At 69.8% G+C, this 14,937-nt stretch carries 15 protein-coding genes; 2 read left to right on the top strand and 13 right to left on the bottom strand.

What is annotated here, in order from left to right; all coding sequences use genetic code 11:
- Positions 1-121: 121 nt before the first annotated feature.
- From AB0P24_RS08610 to AB0P24_RS08625, 4 genes are all read right to left on the bottom strand, one after another.
- Entirely contained in the window at positions 122-2,233 is a 2,112-nt protein-coding gene (locus tag AB0P24_RS08610; protein WP_365791732.1) for an aminoglycoside phosphotransferase family protein, read from the bottom strand.
- A 336-nt stretch (positions 2,234-2,569) separates the two neighbouring features.
- Positions 2,570-3,442 carry a winged helix-turn-helix domain-containing protein gene (locus AB0P24_RS08615; protein WP_365791562.1) on the bottom strand — a complete coding sequence of 291 codons (873 nt, stop codon included), beginning with the start codon at positions 3,440-3,442 and terminating at the stop codon, positions 2,570-2,572.
- Positions 3,443-3,518: 76 nt separating this feature from the next.
- Positions 3,519-4,289, bottom strand: a complete 771-nt coding sequence (locus AB0P24_RS08620) for an HAD family hydrolase (RefSeq protein WP_365791564.1) — start codon at positions 4,287-4,289, stop codon at positions 3,519-3,521.
- Positions 4,289-5,158, bottom strand: coding sequence for a GntR family transcriptional regulator (locus AB0P24_RS08625; protein ID WP_365791566.1), 870 nt, complete (start codon positions 5,156-5,158; stop codon positions 4,289-4,291). Before AB0P24_RS08625 ends, AB0P24_RS08620 begins: the two co-directional genes overlap by 1 nt.
- A gap of 145 nt (positions 5,159-5,303) precedes the next feature.
- Between AB0P24_RS08625 and AB0P24_RS08630 the strand changes: the two genes are divergently transcribed.
- Positions 5,304-5,495 (top strand): hypothetical protein, encoded by a 192-nt coding sequence (locus AB0P24_RS08630; RefSeq protein WP_365791568.1) that lies wholly within the window; start codon positions 5,304-5,306, stop codon positions 5,493-5,495.
- Positions 5,496-5,510: 15 nt separating this feature from the next.
- Here the strand turns inward: AB0P24_RS08630 and AB0P24_RS08635 are convergent, their stop codons facing one another.
- The 3 genes from AB0P24_RS08635 to AB0P24_RS08645 all read right to left on the bottom strand — a co-directional run bounded on the left by AB0P24_RS08635 (position 5,511) and on the right by AB0P24_RS08645 (position 8,777).
- Positions 5,511-6,431, bottom strand: a complete 921-nt coding sequence (locus tag AB0P24_RS08635; RefSeq protein ID WP_365791570.1) for a GntR family transcriptional regulator — start codon at positions 6,429-6,431, stop codon at positions 5,511-5,513.
- A 380-nt stretch (positions 6,432-6,811) separates the two neighbouring features.
- Entirely contained in the window at positions 6,812-8,056 is a 1,245-nt protein-coding gene (locus AB0P24_RS08640) for a GNAT family N-acetyltransferase (RefSeq protein WP_365791572.1), read from the bottom strand.
- Positions 8,057-8,183: 127 nt separating this feature from the next.
- The gene (locus AB0P24_RS08645) at positions 8,184-8,777 is read right to left on the bottom strand and encodes an aerial mycelium formation protein (protein ID WP_365791574.1); all 594 of its coding nucleotides are present in this window, start codon (positions 8,775-8,777) and stop codon (positions 8,184-8,186) included.
- Between the two features lie 156 nt (positions 8,778-8,933).
- Here AB0P24_RS08645 and dtd point away from each other — a divergent pair, with 156 nt between their 5' ends.
- Positions 8,934-9,359 (top strand): D-aminoacyl-tRNA deacylase, encoded by a 426-nt coding sequence (dtd, locus tag AB0P24_RS08650; RefSeq protein WP_181802398.1) that lies wholly within the window; start codon positions 8,934-8,936, stop codon positions 9,357-9,359.
- Positions 9,360-9,534: 175 nt separating this feature from the next.
- On the opposite strand, the gene AB0P24_RS08655 is transcribed toward dtd, so the two are convergent.
- From AB0P24_RS08655 to AB0P24_RS08680, 6 genes are all read right to left on the bottom strand, one after another.
- Complete coding sequence (locus AB0P24_RS08655; protein ID WP_365791576.1) at positions 9,535-10,500, bottom strand: folate-binding protein; 966 nt, start codon at positions 10,498-10,500, stop codon at positions 9,535-9,537.
- A gap of 10 nt (positions 10,501-10,510) precedes the next feature.
- The gene (locus AB0P24_RS08660; RefSeq protein ID WP_365791578.1) at positions 10,511-10,972 is read right to left on the bottom strand and encodes a Fur family transcriptional regulator; all 462 of its coding nucleotides are present in this window, start codon (positions 10,970-10,972) and stop codon (positions 10,511-10,513) included.
- Positions 10,973-11,006: 34 nt separating this feature from the next.
- On the bottom strand, positions 11,007-11,582 hold the full coding sequence (locus tag AB0P24_RS08665) for an FABP family protein (protein ID WP_365791580.1): 576 nt from the start codon (positions 11,580-11,582) through the stop codon (positions 11,007-11,009).
- A 226-nt stretch (positions 11,583-11,808) separates the two neighbouring features.
- A complete protein-coding gene (locus AB0P24_RS08670) occupies positions 11,809-12,681 on the bottom strand; it encodes a hypothetical protein (RefSeq protein WP_365791582.1) in 873 nt (290 codons plus the stop codon).
- Positions 12,678-13,742 carry a hypothetical protein gene (locus tag AB0P24_RS08675; protein ID WP_365791584.1) on the bottom strand — a complete coding sequence of 355 codons (1,065 nt, stop codon included), beginning with the start codon at positions 13,740-13,742 and terminating at the stop codon, positions 12,678-12,680. The genes AB0P24_RS08670 and AB0P24_RS08675 overlap by 4 nt, the downstream gene beginning before the upstream one ends.
- Positions 13,743-13,861: 119 nt before the next feature.
- Entirely contained in the window at positions 13,862-14,590 is a 729-nt protein-coding gene (locus AB0P24_RS08680) for a hypothetical protein (protein WP_365791586.1), read from the bottom strand.
- Between the last annotated feature and the right edge of the window lie 347 nt (positions 14,591-14,937).

A 14,937-nucleotide genomic window follows, 5' to 3' on the forward strand; every position in this document is an offset into this window, starting at 1 on the left:
CCCCGTCCTCACCCGCCGAACCACCGCTCCGCCCGGACATGCACGCCCCCTCCGCGCAGCGCTGCCCGGCCGGCCGTGCAGCCCCATGGGCAAACGGGTATTCGGAGCACTCATGTTCCCGCTAAGCCAGAGCACGAGCAAGATGGGGGTTCGCCGTCGCCCGGGTGGGCAGGCCCAGGGAGGCCTTGGCCGCAGCCAGCGTCATGGCGTACGAGTCCACGGCCCGGCGGACGTTGGGGGCGTCCAGGCTCACTCCGGTGACCAGCCGGTCCAGGTCCACATAGGCGGAACGGATGATCTCGATCCACCGGTAGACCCTCCAGTCCTGCCGCCAGGCGGTGGTGTAGGCGTCCGGCAGCAAACGCTCCCAGCGGTGGAACATCCGGTCCCTGATCTCCGGCCGGGTCGGGGTGAGATGCATGTGCCGCACCAGGTCGTACAGGGGGTCGCCGACGACCGCCATCTCCCAGTCGATGATGGTCAGCGCCATGGCGTCGTCCCGACGCACCAGGTTCCAGGGGTTCAGGTCACCGTGCAGGAGGATCGGTCTGCGATCAGTCACCTGGTGCCTGGCCAGTATCTGCTGCAGCCGTGAGGCGTCCGGCAGGCCGAGTTGCCTGGCGAGTTGCTGCGACTGCTTGGGCAGGTTCTCCACCAGCAGGACGAGTTGGTCGCTCAGATAGCTGTAGAAGCTGTAGCCCGCCACGCCGGCGGCCGGGTCCAGGTTGGCGTAGTCGACGTCCTTCAGCGCGCCGAGTTGGTCGATGAGCCGATCCGCCTCGTGCGGCAGCAGGCCGTGCACCGGATGGTTGGGCGGCCGGTCGATGTCGAGCGGCCCTTCGTAGGTGTGAATGGCAAAGCGGTCTTTCTCGTACTTCTCCGGGTAACTCTCACCGAGGGCCAGGACTCTCGGTGCCGCTACCGAAACCCCCGAGGACTCGATGGCCCTGAGCACGGCATGCTCACTGAGAAAGCTGCGTTCGCGACGGAATACCTTTTTCACCTTGCGCCGCACCACGACAGGAAATTCGATTCCGGGGACCCGCACCACGGAATTCAGGTGACCGGTTCCCTTGAACACCCGGCCGGCCGGGGCGGCGCCCTCGGCATGCAGCGCTCCCTGCACAGCCAGATAAGGAAAGTCCCGGCGTTCGGGAACACGTTTGTCCGGTGCCCAGGGCACGGTGACGAAACTGGAGAAAAGCCCCTCGCGTGCCCCTCCCCGGGAAATCCGCCACCGGAACAGAACGCGCTCGATCTCGGCTTCGCCGGGCAGGCTCCGCAACCCCAGCGGCGCCTGGGCCGCGCGCAGCGCACGGCTCACCGCGGCCGTGGCCTCGTCCAGGCCCTTCTGGTCGAACGATTCGTCCAGGGATGCCGCGGCCCGCATCACGTCCGGATAGACGGACTGCGCCTGCTCGAAGGCGACGTAGTGGTGCAGGTCCTTGTGCACGCCGTTGACGGCTCCGGGCCGGATCCCTTCCATGGCCCGGACCCAGGCCTCGATCACCTCGGACCACTGGTCGCCCGGGTACTGCATGCGCACCAGGTGGGTCGCCAGGTCGTGGAGGGGGTCACCGTAGGTGGCAAGTTCCCAGTCGACGCAGACGAGTGAGGGGTGACCGCCGTAGGGGACAATCAGGTTGTCCCGGTGCAGGTCCGCGTGGAGCAGGCTGTACGGCCGCCGCGCCATCACCGGCACCCGCTCCGCGAACCGGGTGAGTGCGTCCTCCGGGATACCCAGCGCCGCGAACAGCCCGCCGAAGGCCTGCAGGTTGGCCCGCCGGATCTGCTGGTCCGCGCAGTGCGCCAGCGTCTGCAGAAACCCCTGGCCGTTGCTGGGCCAGGAGGCCGGCAAGCCCGGCAGCGTACCCCGGCGCACCTGGGTCACCAGCGCGAGGAGCTCGGCGATCTCCTCGATGAGCAGTCTGTCCAGGGGCTTGCCGTTGCCACAGACGCTGGACAGCGGCACTCCCTCCACATAGCTGTGGAGGGCGGACCCGTTTCCCTCGAAGAGGCACTCCGGCACTTTCGGCAGCGCGGTCCTGACGGCCCGGAGGATGTCCGCCTCGTTCTGCCAGGTCCTGATCACCACGGGCAGCGCGTCGGCACGCCTCATGCGCACCATCACCGACGCGCCGGACTCACGGCCCAGCAGCTGCGCCATGGGACCGGCCAACGGCAGGACGTAGATCCTGTTGTGGTATCCGCTGCGTTTTTTGCCATGTTTCATGGCAAGAAGCGTGATGTGCTGGTAAAGCGCATGACCTGCGCCGGGTTTGGCGCGTCCCTCAAAGGAAATAGAGGGAACAGAAGATGCGCCCACTGGCCGCTCCGGGATTGCTAGCGCTGGCTGGAAAGTACGGCAAACGGTAAACGCGGCTGACTGCCCGCACGACCAGAGGCGCAATCGAGTAGCCACAACGGGTGGGTTTGGTACCCCGCTGCGTCGGGTCGTTCTGAGAACGGTGTGCTTGGCCTTCTCATACGTAGGAACCGGAGCGGTTGCTCACACAATGCGGGCATGCTAGCGCACCAGGCTTGTCCCTTACCTTTGGTCCCCGCAGAGCTACTCGGCGAGCAGGTTCCACACCGACTCGAACCAGGACCGCATCCCTTGGACGAAGACAGATCCCGGCGCGTTCGGGTCGGTGTCCTCGATGTGGTGCGTCAGCATCGCGCCCAGTCCCAGCACGTCGAGTGCGTCGATCTCCTCGCCGGTGTCCAGGATGATGGGCCGTTCGATGACCTCGTAGAGGGCGTGCAGCACCTCTGTCCTGTTGATGACGTAGAGCTTGAAGGTCGGCACCAGCCGCACATGCCTGATCTGCACGTCGACGGACGGCACGAACCGCTCGGCCCGCAGGTCCCGCAGGGCGGTACGGAGCGATTCCGTATGCCGGTCGGTGATGGCGCGCAGCCGCTCCCGCAGGCGCGGATCTTCCTTGTCCTGCCTGATCACGGGGTACGGCAGGTCGAGCCCGGGGTCGGGCAGCAGCAGCCGTACGGTGATACTGCCCGGGGCGATGGCGCCGGCCCGGATCCGCTCGGCCTGGAGCCGGATGTGGGTGTCGAGGGACTCCGAGGTGAACGTGAAGACGTCCAGCGAGACTTCGGACTGCTCGAAGGCCTCGCTGATCAGCGGCCCCACCATCATCACCTGCCGTGACCTGCTGGCCTTGGCCGTGGTGGACTGCACGCGCTGGACCTTGACGACCCGCGCCGGGCTGCCCTGACGGGATTCGATCCACCCCTCGTTGCCCAGTTCCCGCACCACCCGCTGCACGGTGTCACGGGACACCCCGAATTCCCGGGCGAGCCTGCCCTGTGCGGGCAGTTCGGCACCCAACTGGTACGTTCCGTCGACCATCCGGGTCCGCAGCGCCTCCGCAACCTGCTGGAACGCCTTGCCACCACCGTTGCGTACCTGCCTGGCCGCCATGCAGCGAACGTTCCTCTCCCAGCCGCCACGCAAACACGGCCCCGGCGCCGCAGGCGCGCCGCCCGCCGACCGCCCGTCACCCACCGGACCCGCCCGGTGCCGCCTGATGCCGGAGCATCTCCAGCAGCGGCCACAGGGACCCCACCACGTGCACCGCGCCGGCCGCGGTCAAAAGCCTGGCTTTCCGTTCGTTACGCGCGTAGCCCAGAAACGGGACCCCGGCCGTCCGGGCGGCCTGGAAGTCCGAGGGCGAGTCGCCGATCATCAGGGCCGCGCCGGGGGCGGCGCCCATCGCGTTGAGGGCGCGGTTGAGGCAGTGCGGGTCGGGCTTGAGGCGGTGCAGGTCCCGGGTGCGGCCGTAGATGTGCGGGGCGAAGCAGGGGGTCAGGCCGCGGTCGTCGAGGTAGGCGCGGACCACCCGGGGGGAGTTGTTGGTGGTGACCGCCATGCGGGCGCCCCGCGCTCGCCACGTCTGGATGAGGATGTCCGCGAACGCCGTGGGCATCGCCGTCGACGTGGCCCGTAGCTCCTCCTTGGTGAGACGTTCCTCCAGCTCCGCGACCAGGTCGCTGCCGGGGTGCCGGCGGTCCACGGCGCGCAGGACGAGGTGCGGGTCGAGGGAGTCCCGCTCGGTGTCCGTGACCAGGCCGTGCAGGCCCCGGCTCGCCAGCCAGTCGACCAGTTCGCCGGCCACGCCCGCCGCCGAGTGTCCCGCGAACAGCCGGCAGATCGGCCCGTCGAAGTCCCAGAGGACGAAACGGGCGCTTCTGACCAGTTCCGTGAGTTCTTCGGTCGCGTTCTCGCTCTTGGCTGCCGCCGGTTCAGTCTGCGTCGTATCAGAAGTCACTAGAAGAGTGTCAGGTCCGTCGTGATGGTTTCCCAGAGGGCGTTGAACCACTTCTGCGACTGCTCCACGAACGCGGCGTCGCGGTGCCCGGCGCTCTTCTCGAAGGAGAAGAGGAGGGACTCCGAGCCGACGGCGTCGTACATGTCGAGCGGCCCGTCCTCCGTCTGCTCCTCGCGGCGGGTGACCGTGTAGTAGGCGAACAGCGCTTCCGCGCCGTTGAGCAGGTACAGCTTGATCGGCGGGGTGAACGGGAGGGCCCGGAAGGTGACGTTCACGTCGATCTTGTGGGTGGAGCGCAGGCCCTGGAGGTTGTACTGGAGGACCTGGCCCTGGGCGTTGCGCATACCGAGCCAGCGGTTGTGGACCGCGGCGTCGTCGCCGTCGACCGCCGTCGGGAAGGCGAGCGGGATGTCCCGGCTGGGGAGCAGGACGCGGACGTCGATGCGCTCGGGGCGGATCCGGCCCTCGTGGATCATGCGCAGCGGCTCGGCGAGCGCCGGCAGCAGGCTCTGGGCGGTGAGGCAGGCCGCGTCGATGCGGACGTGCGCGGCGCCGAACGCCTCCGTCATGCGGGGGCCGAGGCCGACCATCGTCGGCTGGGGCTCGTCGAGCGCCTGGGGCCGCGGCTCGGCGATGCGCGGCGGGCTGCCCTTGCCGACGTCGACGAGGAAACCGTCGTCCTGGAGTACCCGCACGGCCTGGCGCACGGTCCCCCGCTCCACGCCGAACTCCTCGGCCAGCTCGGCCTGGGTGGGCAGGCGGTCGCCCACCTTGAGGTCGCCCGAGCGGATGCGCTCCCGCAGGGTGTCGGCGATCTCCTGAGGTGTGCTGCCGGCGTTCACTGCCACGTTCTCCTGAGTCACGACCAAACGCTATAACTTTGATCCATCTAACGGGAGTTGTTTGAAGGTTGTTTATAAGTAGCAGCCAACTGGGGACAACTTAATCAGAGTTGGTTACCAACTTGGTTAAGTTGGCGGAAGCCTTGCTTCCCGACTGATGGGGGGAACCACCATGCCCGCCGCCCTCGCTCTCCTCGCCGCCGCCTTCGTCGTCGGCTTCGAACAGATCGTCCAGTCGAAGTACGGTGCCACTGGCATTATCGGTCTGCTGCTGCTCACCGTGGGCATCAAGGCCAAGAACCCGGCGTTCAGCTCCGCCGGCGCCGTCCTGCTCGCCCTGCTGCTCGCCGGGCCCGCCCTGTGAAGACCGACGGGCTGCCTAGGACGTCAGCTGCAGCTCGGAACTGATCGTCTCCCACAGGGCGTCGAACCACCGGGTGGACTGGTCCACGAACGTGGTGTCCCGCAGCCCCGCGCCCTGTTCGAAGGCGAAGAGCATCGACCGCGTGCCCTCGGCGTCGTACGTCTGCAGGTGCTCGTGGTCGATCTCCCGCTCGTGGCGCCCCAGCGTGTAGTACGCGAACAGCGCCTCCGCCCCGTTGAGCAGGTACAGCTTGACCGGCGGGGTGAACGGCAGGGCCCGGAAGGTGACGTGCACGTCGATGCCGTGCGTGGCGCGCAGCGCCAGCAGGTTGTGCCGCAGCACCTGGCCCTGCGCGTTGCGCTGGGCCAGCCAGCGGTCGTGCACCGCGTCCTCGGCCGAGGCGTCGGCCGCGACAGCCGTCGGGAACGCGAGGTCGATGTTCCGGCTCGGCAGCAGCACCCGGACGTCGATCTTGGCCGGTTCCAGGCGCCCCGCGTGGATGAGCCGCAGCGGCCCGCCGAGCGCGAGGTTGAGCGAGACCGAGGTCAGGCAGAGCGCGTCGATCCGCACGTGCGAGGCCGCGAAGGCCGCCTCTATCCGGGGGGTGAGGGCCACCATGGTCGGCTGCGGGGGCACCTGCGGACCCACGGCCAGCCGCGCCGGGCCCGGACCTGTTGCCACCGTCGCCGGAGCGCCCTTCGAGACGTTGGTGAGCAGGTGCTCCGACTGAAGGATGCGCAGTGCCTGCCGTACCGCCCCGCGCTCGACGCCGAACTCGTCGGCCAGTTTGGCCTGCGTGGGCATGCGCTGACCCGGCCGCAGCTCCCCGGACCTGATCCGGGTGCGCAGTTCGTCGGCCACCTTGTGGTGTGACGCCTGAGGCCGCTGTGACCTCTTCCGTCCATTGACGGAGGCGAGTTCCGGGTCCACGGACAAACAGTACAACTTCCCGCCATCTTCCGGCAGTTCACGGGAAGGTGGTTATGAGCCGCATCCAAGTGGAGATAAGTACTGTGGAGTTGGTCACCAACTCATGCAACATGGTCATACTTCCTCGGCGGTTGGCCGTCCGGGTTCCCTTCCGGAGGGGAGCCGGGAGCCCGGTCGATCAGGCCGGCTGCCGGGGCGCACGACCAGTGCCGTCAGCACAGCCGGCACAGCCAGCACAGTCACAACTGAACACCGACAACCGAACACAGGCAGACCCGCACAGCCACAACTTCACAGCTCGCTACGGATGAGCAGCACAGAACCGCACAGCCACAAGTGAACACAGGTGATTCAGGCACCCGTCCCCGGGAGGAAGGAGGCCCGCCTCAGAAGATGTCCGGGCACCAAGGCCGCCCGGACGCGCGCAGCAGGGCGTCGGCCTCCCGGGCGGCGCCCACTCGCTCTTCCTGGACCCGTCCCAGGGCGTGCAACCGCGCCACGGACTGGTCACCGAGCCAGACACTCGCCAGCTCGGCGATGTCGAGCGCGAGGTCGGGGGTGTCGGTGGTCGGGGTGCAGGACGCCCCATCGGGGGAGGCGTCCAGCCGGAACCGGCCGCCGGCCAGCCCCTGCCGGTCCGCCACTTCGAGGACCAGCGACCCCGCCACGTCGTAGGTCCGCGCCTCCAGGGCCCGTACGACGTCCAGGATCCGCACCCACAGCCAGTCCGCCTGGGTGGTGATCCGCGCGGCGCGCGGGTCGGGCAGGTAGTACGGCAGCAGGTCGTCCGGCGACCGCCAGCCGCTCTTCACCCGGGTGATCCAGTCGATCGAGCACAGGTAGTGCCACAGCGCGCGCTCGGCCGCCGGTCCGGCGCCGAGCAGCCAGTGCACGTCGGCGGTGTTGTACGGCTGCTTGCCCTGCCAGTTGTCGTCCGACTCGTAGGACACCATGCCCTCCACCTCGCCGGCCGCCGAGCGGTACACCGCGAAGTAGGGCTCCTTCCACTCCTCGTCGAAGCGGACCGCCCCGGTGCGCGACTGCCACCACAGGTCCCTGCGGCTGACCGCGCCCGCGGTGCTGCGGCGGACGCGTTCGTGCAGGTCGGGGCCGAGCTTGCGGATGTCCTCGCCGTCGACGAGGTCGATGCGGCCGCCGTCCTCGGGACCCGACCAGCGCGGGTCCAGGCCGGCTCGCGGGACCTCGATCGTCCACTCCGTCACCGTGGTCGCCGGGCCGAAGCCGTAGCGGCCGTAGATCGGGTACTCGGCGGCGATCAGGGTCGCGACCACGTCCCCGCGCTCCTTCGCCGCGGCCAGGTCCTGGCTCATCATGCGGGTGAGCAGGCCGCGGCGGCGGTGGGTGGCGGTCACGGTGACGTTCGTGACGGCGTCGGCGGGGACGGTCGCTCCGCCGACGGCGGTCAGCTCCTGCTCGAAGGAGCGGAACGTCGCCACGCAGCGGGGGCCGTCGAAGGCGCCGAGAAGTCTGCCCGCGACGAACTGCTGTCGGCGGGCGTCGAGTTGGCCGGCGGAAAGGGTGGGGGGCTGGAGGAAGCCGGTGGCCAGGGCCCGGTGCCAGTCCTGGAACTCGGATTCGGTGATGGCGCGGACTTCGACGGGGTTGGTCATGACAGCACGGTAGGTGTGTTTCACGGGCGGTGCCGATTGATTTTCGGCCGCGGGTGCGTGAGGGCCGAGCCCGCCCACGCGGCGGAGCCGCATCCTCATACAGCCCCGCGCGCCCCGGCAGCCGCCCTCAGGTCAGCAGATCGTCGACCTGTGCTTCGCCTTCCCGGTAGCGGCGGGTGATCTCCCCGCTGGAGTCGTCCGCCGTCCGCTGAAGGCTCTGCCTGCGCCTCGACACCTCCTGTTCGTAGCGCACGAGGCGGCCCATCGCCGTCGTCAGTTCGGTGTCCGTGCGGGCCTCCAGGTCGGAGAGTTCGACCTCGGACAGCATGTCGGCGGCCAGCCTGCCGTACTCCTCGTTGTGCGGGGTGCCCAGGGTGACGTGGCGGGCGGAGGAGCGATGGCGGGCCGGGGCGTCCGTGAGGATCTCCGGGAGGCGGTCCACGACGGAGGCCGCGCCCGCCGGGGAGCGGCGGGCCAGTTCCGCCCGCAGGATGTCGATACGGCCCTGCAACAGCCGTCGTACATAGCTCAGGTCGGCCTCGTCGCGCTGCGCGTCCCGGCGCAGCACGCGCAGTTCGGCCAGGCTCAGGCGGGTCAGGTCGTACTCCGGTGGTTCCGCGGGCAGCGGGATGTCCTCGCCGCGCTGTGCGGGCGGCCGGGGCAGGCTCTGCACGCTCGGCGTGCCCTGCGCCTCCAGTTGCCCGGTACTGGGTGTGCTCATACGCCTCTACCGTCCCCTCGACCGGCGTGTGGAAGCATGGTGCCACCCCAAGTGGCCGCAATGTGACCGAGTGCCCCCGAACGGCCCTGGTTGGGCCGTTAAGGATCAATAATGGGCCCCTGTGAAGCCACAGGACCACAGGGCATGATGGTGCGCATGCGAGCGGTGGTACAGCGGGTGGACGGCGCGAGCGTCGTCGTGGACGGCGAGACGGTGGGCGCGATCGAGGGCGAGGGGCTGTGCGTGCTCGTCGGCGTGACCCACGACGACACGAAGGAGAAGGCGGCCCAACTCGCCCGGAAACTCTGGTCGATCCGCATGCTGGCGGACGAGAGGTCGTGCAGTGACGTCGACGCGCCGCTGCTCGTCATCAGCCAGTTCACGCTGTACGGCGACGCGCGCAAGGGCCGGCGGCCGACCTGGAACGCGGCGGCGCCCGGCGAGGTGGCCGAGCCTCTGGTGGACGAGGTGGTCGCGCAGTTGCGGTCGCTCGGGGCGACCGTGGCGACCGGGCGGTTCGGGGCGCGGATGCGGGTGTCGCTGACGAACGACGGCCCGTTCACCGTCCTGCTGGAGATGTGAACTCCTCCTGAGGTGGCACGGCGGCTCCCCGCGAGGGCGCCGCCGCCGACCGAGTCGAACACGTGCACACCGTGGCCAAGTGGCTGCCGTCCGTTGCCAACTCGGCGTGCCAACGGCATATCCCGCGGCGGGCTCACGGAGATCCACAGCCTGTGGACCGGGCCCCGCGGCCGGGCTACGGCTCGACGATCACTTCCTGTGCCGCGGCGGTCTCCCCCGCGACCAGCCGGGCGTCCGCCGGCACGTTGCGCTTGATCACCGCCAGGGCCACCGGCCCCAGTTCGAAGTGGCGCACCGACGTCGTCACGACGCCGATCTTCCGGCCGTCCGCGCCCTCGTCGGCCACGCGGATCTCGGTGCCGTGCGGCGGCAGGTGCACCTCGCTGCCGTCCAGGTGGAGGAAGACCAGGCGGCGCGGCGGCTTGCCGAGGTTCTGCACCCGGGCCACCGTCTCCTGGCCCCGGTAGCAGCCCTTCTGGAGGTGGACGGCGGTGCCGATCCAGCCCAGCTCGTGCGGGATGGTCCGGTGGTCGGTCTCGAAGCCGAGCCGGGGCCGGTGGTGCTCGACGCGCAGCGCCTCGTAGGCGAGCAGCCCGGCGGCCGGGCCCGCCTTCGCGGCGTACGGCTCCAGGTCGGCGCGGGGCAGGAAGAGATCGCGGCCGTACGCCGTCTCGCGTACGACGACACCCTCCGGGGTCTCGGCGATGGAGCCGGCGGGCAGGTGGACGACGGCGAAGTCGGCGGTGCGGTCGGCGACCTCCACCCGGTAGAAGAACTTCATCGACTCCAGGTAGGCGATCAGCGCCTCCTGGGTGCCCGGCTCGACGTGGGCCCAGACGGTCGTGCCGTCGTCGACCAGGTACAGCGCGTGCTCGATGTGGCCGTGCGCGGAGAGGATCAGCGCCTCGGTGGCCTCGCCGACGGGCAGTTCGCTGACGTGCTGAGTGAGGAGCAGGTGCAGCCAGCTGAGGCGGTCCTCACCGGTGACGGCCACCACCCCCCGGTGGGAGAGGTCGACGAAACCGGCGCCGCCGGCGAGGGCACGCTGCTCGCGGAAGAGGTCGCCGTAGTGCGCGGCGACGCCTTCGTCCACACCCTCGGCGGGCACCGCGCCGGACAGAGACAGCAGGGGGCTCTTCATGTACGTAAGCCTACGACTCGGTAATTGAAGTCTGGACGGATGCGGCCCTGGCTCTCTTCAGCGTGCAGTCCTTGCACCGCCCGAAGATCGCGAAGTGCTTCATGTCCGTCTCGAAGCCGAACTCCCGGCGCAGCTTGGCCGTGAACTCCGCGGCCACCGCCACGTCCGCCTCGATCACGTTCTCGCAGTCGCGGCAGACCAGGTGGATGTGGTGGTGCCGGTCGGCGAGGTGATACGTCGGCGCGCCGTGCCCGAGATGGGCGTGGCTGACCAGCCCCAGCTCCTCCAGGAGCTCCAGGGTCCGGTAGACCGTGGAGATGTTGACCCCCGACGCCGTCTTCCTCACCTCACCGAGGATGTCGTCGGGGGTCGCGTGCTCAAGGGTGTCCACGGCTTCGAGCACGAGTTGCCGCTGCGGCGTCAGCCGATAGCCGCGCTGCCTGAGGTCGCTCTTCCAGTCGGTGCTCACCACACCGAAAGTCTAGGACTACTTCCGAAATCCAGAACTATTTGAAGAACGCGATCCCGTCGTCCGGCAGGTCGTCGGGGAGGGCCTTGGCCCAGCGTTCGACGTCCTCCGGGGTGACGACCTTCTTCAGGTGCGCGGACATGTAGGGACGCAGCTCGACCTCGGGGGTCTGCTTCTCGCCGACCCACATGAGGTCGCTCTTGACGTAGCCGTACAGGCGCTTGCCGCCGCTGTAGGGAGCGGAGGCGGCCGTACGGGCCACGGCGTCGGTGACCAGGTCGATCTGGGGCTTCTTGTCGGCCATCTCGCCGTACCAGATCTCGATCACGCCGTCGTCGCGGACCATGGTGACCTCGACCTTGCGGTCGGCCTCGATGCGCCAGAAGCCGTGCTCGGTCTCCAGCGCGCGGACCTTGTTCCCGTCGTGGTCCAGCACCCAGGTCTGGGAGTGGTACTCCAGGAAGTCCCGCCCGTCGTGGCTGAAGGTGACCTCCTGGCCGAAGTTGCACTTCTCCGAGCCCGGGAAGTCGTGGACACCCGCGCCGGCCCAGCTGCCGAGCAGGAAGGCGAGCGGGACCAGGTCCTTGTGCAGGTCGGACGGAATCTCGATCATGAGTGGCGGTTCCTAGACTCGGACCGGGGTCAGCGCTGGCCCTGGTACAGCTTCTTCACGGTCAGCCAGGCGAAGGCGACGACGCCGACGCAGACCAGGACCAGCAGGGTTTCGTAGAAGGCTTCCACGGGTGCTCCTTGAGCGAGGACAGGCGGACGTACAAGAGCCGGGCCCCAGCTTACGCGGCCCGGACCCGGCCCTCTTGGCGAGGTACGCCTGCACGGGGTCAGCTCAGCAGCTCGCCCTGCAGCGTCACCGTCTGGTCGAAGGGGACGGCGAGCGCGCTGCCCTTCCTCGACTGGACGATCACGGCGACGGTGTCCCCGGAGGCGAGATAGGCCACGCGGACCTGCTCGGCACCGTACGGCCTGGTCTCGCGGACCGGGACCGTGTCCACGTCCGGCACCTGGGCCGCCTTCGGGAGGGAGTCGTCCATCTCGTACGCGTCGCCGCCGCGGACCCGGTAGATCGGCGCCGCGTTCACCGTGAGCTCGTCGCCGAAGACGTGGTCCGCGACCGCCCCGGTGTCGAACTGCATCAGGTAGACGCGGGTGTGCGTGCCGTCGGCGGTGGTCCAGCCGCGGGCCGTGATGTGCCGCAGGCCGTTGTCGGTGAGCCGCTGGGCCACGTCCGCACGGTCCGGCGCGAGCGCGAACTCCTTGAGGAACGTCTTCGTCGGCAGCCAGCCGTCCGTCCCCTTGAGCGACGCGTCGGCGGTGGCGCCCTTCGGCGCGGGCAGCACGAGTGCGCGCAGGTCGGCGTAGTGGGCGCCGGCCGGGTTGCGGGCGTCGTCGTTCGGGCCGGGGCTGCCGGAGGGCAGCGGGGGCTTCACGAGCACGGGGTACGCCCAGCGGCCGTCGGAGTGGGTGGCGAGACCGGGGACGTCGGTGCGGTCGAGGCGGGTGATGCCGTACGCCGTCCCGCAGCCGACGACGGCGAAGACGGCCACCGCGCAGCCCCAGCGGAGCGCGGCCCGCAGCAGCCGCCGGTCCTTGTGCCCCTGCTGAGGGGGCTCGACGCCGGTCTCACCGGTCTCACCGGTCCCGGGGGCGTCGGCGACGACGACGGGCTCCGGCTGCTGGTTCGCTTCCATGGTCATACGGCCGCCCCCGGCTCCTTGATGCGGTCGAGCTGTGCGCGGAGCATGTCCGCCGCGCTCTGCTTGTCCAGCGGCTTGGCCGCGGTGGCGGTCGCGGTGACCAGGATGTCGCCGACGTACCCGGAGCAGAACATCGTGTCGAGCTTCACGTCCTTGTCGGCCGGTGTCAGGAAGCACGCGGTCGAGTTCTTGTAGCCCTCGATCTCCGGGCCCTTGCGGAACACCTTGAGCACGTCGAAGAGCTCCTTCTGGGCGCCCGCCATGGAGCGGACGGTCCGCTGGTTGCCCATCCGCGCCAGCACGATCTCCATCGTGTAGGGGGCGCCGAGTGCCGTGTCCGTGCTCACGTAGCTGCGCATCGCCATGCCCTTGACCGGGTCGCGGTCGATCCGCCGCTCCAGCTCCCGCCGCTGCGAACGCGGCAGGTCCTTGATCGACTCCTTGCGCAGCAGGGTCGCCTGCGCACCGGTCAGCGCGGCGTCCGACCCGAACTCGGCCATGTCCGGGCCCCGCCCGTACGTGTCGGCCTTGTAGGGCAGCAGCATCCCCTGGAGACCGGTGGCCGCGGCCGCCTTCGTCTCCTTGTCGGCCTTCGGAAGGCTCCAGACCGGGGCGCCGGGGTCGCGGTCGGCGTCGTGCACGGTGACGACGGTGACGGCACCGGCGGCGAGCACGGCCACGGCGAGAACGCCGGAGGCGACGAGGCCGGCGACACGGCGGGGGTCGCGCGGGCGCTTCGGAGCGGGGTCGACGGGGACGACGGGAACCACGGGGCCGGGGTCGACGGCTGCCGGGGCGGCGGGGGTCGACTCAGCGGGGGTCGACTCAGCGGGCGTCGACTCGGCGGAGGTCGGCTCGACAGCCGCCAGCTCGACAGGCGTCGGCTCGGCAGCCGCCGACTCGACGGGCGTCGACTCGGCAGCCGTCGGCTCAGCGGGCGCCGGCTCAGCGGGCATCGGCTCGGCAGCCGTCGGCTCAGCGGGCGCCGGCTCAACAGCCGCCGGGGCAGCGGGCGTCCGCTCGGCGGAGGTCGGCTCGGCAGCCGCCGACTCGACAGACATCGACTCAGCGGAGGTCGGCTCAACAGCCTCAACGGGCGTCGGCTCGACAGCCGCCGGCTCGGCAGCCGCCCGGGCGGCGGGCGTCGGCTCGGGGTTTTCGGTGGTTTTCGGGTTCTCGCTCACAGCTGCTCCATCTGCCGCTTCGCCAGGTCCAGCACCTTCGCCTTCGGGATCGGCTTCGTGTCGTAGATCCAGACCTGCATCTCGATGTCCCCGCGCCACGCGTGCGCCTCCGCCGTGTACAGGCTCACGCCGTAGGAGGTGTCGGGCTTGGGGTGGACGTACGCCATGCCGTCGCCGGTGCCGGGTATCGGCCAGCTCTGGGTGTCGTAGTCGTCCGACGGCTGGGCGTAGTAGTAGCCGTCGCTCGCCGCGTCGGCGGCCTCCGTGCCCTTCTCCTCCTGGCGGAACTGGATCAGCTGGATCTGCACGCTGTACGTGCTGCCCTCACGCCAGTCGGTGACGGCGGCCCGGCGGAACTCGTCGTCCTCGGTCAGCCTCCGGAAGGCACCGGCCGGGTACTTGAACGTGTCCGCGTACTCGGCGAGGTCCATCCACCCGTTCTCGCCCGCCTCGACCAGCCCCTTGCGCGCCCCGCGCGGCTTCTTCAGCAACAGCTTGCGCAGATCGCCGTCGACCTTGACCTTCCGGTCCTGGGCGGCCGACAGCGGCTCCGGTGCGGCACCCTTCGCCTGGGTGAGCGACGGCTGGGAGAGCGGCGGCAGCGCGGTGGGCTCGCGATCGGCCTGGACGAGATAACCGGCACAGGTACCGGCCACGACACCGAGCACGGCGGCACCGGCGATCAGCGCGGCGGTACGGCGCCTCTTTCGCCCGCTTCCGGGCATGGCTTGCGGAAGCGTTTCCGGCGGGGTGGCCTGCGGCGTCCCCGGCGGCGTTTCCGGCCGGGGTTCCGGCGGTGTTTCTGATGCGTCCATTTCGTCCCCCTGTGCACAACGGGAGCGCGGATTCCTTGATCCGCGCGCCACAGGAGACTCATGGTCAGCTCAATGAGTTGTACAAGGATTAATCACGATCAGGACACCGCCGCGGGCCGGACGGGGACCGGTACCGCACCGCCGTCCGGCCCGGGCGGCGCGGCGGTGTATTCCCAAGTCTGTTGGTTCCAGGGGCCGTTGTCAGTGGCCCCCACTATGTTCTGCGGTGTCGCCGGCCGTCAGGCCGCGCATGTCGC

The sequence above is a fragment of the Streptomyces sp. NPDC086519 genome (assembly GCF_040686075.1).
In the GTDB taxonomy this organism is placed as follows: Bacteria; Actinomycetota; Actinomycetes; order Streptomycetales; family Streptomycetaceae; genus Streptomyces; species Streptomyces shenzhenensis.

Bases quoted from the DNA above. Each gene is read 5' to 3' on its own strand.
- AB0P24_RS08610 (WP_365791732.1), bottom strand. From the start codon at position 2,233: ATGAAACATGGCAAAAAACGCAGCGGATACCACAACAGGATCTACGTC.
- AB0P24_RS08615 (WP_365791562.1), bottom strand. From the start codon at position 3,442: ATGGCGGCCAGGCAGGTACGCAACGGTGGTGGCAAGGCGTTCCAGCAG.
- AB0P24_RS08630 (WP_365791568.1), top strand. From the start codon at position 5,304: ATGCCCGCCGCCCTCGCTCTCCTCGCCGCCGCCTTCGTCGTCGGCTTC.
- AB0P24_RS08640 (WP_365791572.1), bottom strand. From the start codon at position 8,056: ATGACCAACCCCGTCGAAGTCCGCGCCATCACCGAATCCGAGTTCCAG.
- AB0P24_RS08645 (WP_365791574.1), bottom strand. From the start codon at position 8,777: ATGAGCACACCCAGTACCGGGCAACTGGAGGCGCAGGGCACGCCGAGC.
- dtd (WP_181802398.1), top strand. From the start codon at position 8,934: ATGCGAGCGGTGGTACAGCGGGTGGACGGCGCGAGCGTCGTCGTGGAC.
- AB0P24_RS08655 (WP_365791576.1), bottom strand. From the start codon at position 10,500: ATGAAGAGCCCCCTGCTGTCTCTGTCCGGCGCGGTGCCCGCCGAGGGT.
- AB0P24_RS08665 (WP_365791580.1), bottom strand. From the start codon at position 11,582: ATGATCGAGATTCCGTCCGACCTGCACAAGGACCTGGTCCCGCTCGCC.
- AB0P24_RS08670 (WP_365791582.1), bottom strand. From the start codon at position 12,681: ATGACCATGGAAGCGAACCAGCAGCCGGAGCCCGTCGTCGTCGCCGAC.
- AB0P24_RS08675 (WP_365791584.1), bottom strand. From the start codon at position 13,742: ATGTCTGTCGAGTCGGCGGCTGCCGAGCCGACCTCCGCCGAGCGGACG.
- AB0P24_RS08680 (WP_365791586.1), bottom strand. From the start codon at position 14,590: ATGCCCGGAAGCGGGCGAAAGAGGCGCCGTACCGCCGCGCTGATCGCC.